Raw genomic sequence first — 3,248 nt, 5'->3', positions numbered from 1 at the left:
AACTCCAAAAATAGTCATTGGAAGTTTGCGCTTTTGGAACTCATTATGAATGCGCCAAAAACCAGCACGTGAACCATATTCGTACATCGAGTCCATCGACATATGTTTCGCTGGGTAACTTGCAGCGCCAATAATCTCCGATAAAAACTGTTCTGAGCCTTCATCGCCGTGCTCAATATGTTTTTCGCCACCTTCTTCATAATTAAGAACAAATTGCACTGCAATCTTGGCGTTGTTAGGCCATTTAACTTGTGGAGGCTGACCGTGATAACCGATCAAATCACGTGAATAAGGAGACTTTTGAATTTGCTCAATGAGCTCGGCTCCAGATAGATAAGATTTGGACACGATTGCTCTCCTTTTGTTCAATTTTTCATAAATATTTAAAAAATCAGCTTGCATATTTTTATAGATGGACTGATATTGAAGATATGAAGATCTTCAAAATAAATTAAAACCAGTACGTTTAAGTCAGGAGATAACAAACCATTACACCATCAAAATGTACAATTGAAGTCAGTTCATGCATGCTTAAAACATGCCAACATAAAAAAGTTTTGCATAGAAAAGATCCACAGTAAGAAAGAGAGGATGGTATTTATGAATATTGAAATCCGCACAGATAAAAACATCCATAACAGCGAACGTTTAATTACTTATGTACGTGCAGAACTTACTCAAGAATTCCAACGTCATAGCGAACGTATTACGCATTTTTCGGTTCATTTTAGTGATGAAAATGGGGACAAAGGTGGTGACAAAGATATCCACTGTATGATTGAAGCGCGTCCTTCAGGTTTGAAACCGGTTGCAGTGCACCATAAAGCAGGAAATATTGACGCTTCAATTCATGGCGCGATTGAAAAATTAAAACGTAGCCTCGAACATACTTTTGAGAAAAAAGAACACCCGCGAGGTGGGCAACCAGAATTCATTGATGATGAAGTTTAATTGAAAATGCTAAAAAGCCCTTCGGGGCTTTTTTTATATTTGATGAAAATAAAACTATTCACAACATTAGGTTTGCAATGCGATGCAATCAACCTCTAAAATCTGGAGAAGAGATTAGGCATAATAGCCCTAATATATTTTTGAGAGATGGTCATGTTAACCACCCAGCAGCAAGCTTTAATTAAAGCCATAGAAGAATTAGAACTCGCGCAAGTGCAGAAATTACTTGCTGACGGACTTGATCCGAACTTTATTGATCCAGAGCAAGGGCCACCTGTATCAATTATCTGTGACGGAATTTTTAAATGGTGGGAAAATGTATCGGAAGCTTATGAAGCGGGTACACCATTATCAAAAGAAGAGAAGCAACAAGCGTTACAAGTTTATCTCGATATTCTTGAAGCCCTAATTCAAGCTAAAGCCAATGTACACCTTTGGGATGCAGAAGAGTTTTATGGCCCGTTATGGGATGCTGCAAGCTCGGCATGTGCTCCAGCTGTTCAACGTTTACTCGATGAAAAAGTTGATCCAAACTCACGTGATGAAGAAGGACTCACCGTTTTATCTTCAATCAGTCAGTTGTTCTTTGATTGTGATTTTGATGAAATAGATTGGTCAGAATCACTTGAAGAAGAGCGTGAAACATTAGAGTTATTGCGCCGTCATGGGGCTAAAATGACAAAAGAATTAACTACTTGATTGGACATTAAAATGAAAATAGTACAAATTTTAACTTTTGCCCTTACAACTGTTGCTGCCGGAAGTACTTTCGCAGCAGAGTTTTCCTTTGACCGTCCTGGAGCAGGCTTCGGAACAGGTATTACACCAGTGGGTAAGTTAGCTTGGGAACAAGGTTTACCTAGTGCGACTTATACAGAGTCGACTGTCGATGGCGTTAAAGAAAAGACCGTAACTGTAAGTGAAGATATGCTATTCCGTACAGGTTTGGCTGATGGCTTAGAATTACAATTAGGTTGGCAAGGTCCAGCATGGACTCAAACCAAACGTGCTGCTAAAAAAACTGACAATTCAGGCTTTGGTGATGTAAGCATCGGTTTGAAAAAAGCAATTGATCTAGATGATGAAAACTTATCAATGGCTGTGTTAGCTCAGGCTGTCATTGCAACTGGTAATGATGAATTTACTGCGCATGATGATATTTATAGCCTAAGCTCAGCAGTGGCTTATAAATATGATGACTTGATTGATACCTCAATTACCATGCGTTACGAAGTGCAAAACAGTAATTGGGCTGTGACTGCAATTCCAGCAATCAACTATAAGATAGCTGGTAAACTTTCTGGATATTCTGAATTCATTTACCGTAAAGCTGAAAGCCAAGACTATGAATACGGTTTAGGTACAGGTTTAGTCTACGCTGTAAATAATCGTACTCAGCTTGACGCAAGTATCGGGGTCGATTTAGAGGGTCAAGACAAGAGCTACAATGGTGGCTTAGGCGTGGCGTTCTTGTTCTAATCGAAGCAATTTAAATTTATGTTAATGAAAAAGCTTATTCATCAGGGAATTCTTTATTTTCTAGCAGTCGCCGTTTGTGTGTTTAGCCAGTTGGTTTCCGCACAAGATAAGCTGCTCTCGCCCGAACAAGCTTTTTCATTTTCGGTTGAATCTTCTGAGCCGCATACTGCGAGTTTATCTTGGCAGATTCAGCCAAATTACTATCTATATCAGCATAAATTTACCGTACAACAAGGTACTCAACCTTTAGCTTTAAAATTACCTAAAGCGATTGCCCAATATGATGAAAATTATGGGCAAAGTCAGGTTTACTACCATCAAGTTAATTTCCAAATTAAAACCAAGCCTTCAGAGCACTATAGTGTCACTTGGCAGGGCTGTGCCAAAGATCGTATTTGTTATCCGCCACAAACCATTGAGTTTCAAACTGATACAGATGGCTTGGTTGGTGTGCAAAACCAAGCAGGAACAGCGCCAAAACGGCTGCTCGATTTGGCAAATACTCAATCCGACACTTCTTCAGATTCAAAATTTTTAGAAAAAGAGCAGAGTACAGAGCCTGTAGTAGATCCATCTACGCCACAAATTGCACAAGATCAGATCTGGTCAGCTAAGTTAATTGAGCACTCGCTTTGGTATGGGATTTTATTATTTCTCGGTTTAGGCATGTTGCTCGCATTTACACCATGTTCTTTACCGATGTTGCCTATTCTAACTTCGCTGATTATTCGAGAACATAAAGGTCTAAAGGCTTGGACTATTGCGCTTACTTTTGTGTGTAGTATGGCATTGGTCTATGCAGGTTTAGGTTTAATTGC

4 protein-coding genes and 1 pseudogene are annotated in these 3,248 nt (G+C 39.3%); 4 read left to right on the top strand and 1 reads right to left on the bottom strand.

Going from position 1 to position 3,248, the window contains the following annotated elements; genetic code table 11:
* Nucleotides 1-348, bottom strand: a pseudogene (locus UC75_RS21125) (allantoinase); the annotation flags it as partial.
* A 252-nt stretch (nucleotides 349-600) separates the two neighbouring features.
* Between UC75_RS21125 and UC75_RS10430 the strand changes: the two are divergent.
* The 4 genes from UC75_RS10430 to UC75_RS21120 form a co-directional block, all read left to right on the top strand.
* Nucleotides 601-951: an HPF/RaiA family ribosome-associated protein gene (locus UC75_RS10430; RefSeq protein ID WP_001019316.1), complete on the top strand. Its 351-nt coding sequence runs from the start codon at nucleotides 601-603 to the stop codon at nucleotides 949-951.
* Nucleotides 952-1,104: 153 nt separating this feature from the next.
* Complete coding sequence (locus UC75_RS10425) at nucleotides 1,105-1,650, top strand: ankyrin repeat domain-containing protein (RefSeq protein WP_004790092.1); 546 nt, start codon at nucleotides 1,105-1,107, stop codon at nucleotides 1,648-1,650.
* A gap of 12 nt (nucleotides 1,651-1,662) precedes the next feature.
* Nucleotides 1,663-2,430 carry a transporter gene (locus UC75_RS10420; RefSeq protein ID WP_049837536.1) on the top strand — a complete coding sequence of 256 codons (768 nt, stop codon included), beginning with the start codon at nucleotides 1,663-1,665 and terminating at the stop codon, nucleotides 2,428-2,430.
* Nucleotides 2,431-2,448: 18 nt separating this feature from the next.
* A partial coding sequence (locus UC75_RS21120) for a protein-disulfide reductase DsbD domain-containing protein (RefSeq protein WP_265597223.1) occupies nucleotides 2,449-3,248 on the top strand: 800 nt, incomplete at its 3' end.

The organism is Acinetobacter sp. V2 (assembly GCF_001188385.1).
Lineage (GTDB): Bacteria > Pseudomonadota > Gammaproteobacteria > Pseudomonadales > Moraxellaceae > Acinetobacter > Acinetobacter oleivorans.
This window is presented reverse-complemented; position numbering and strand designations above follow the sequence as displayed.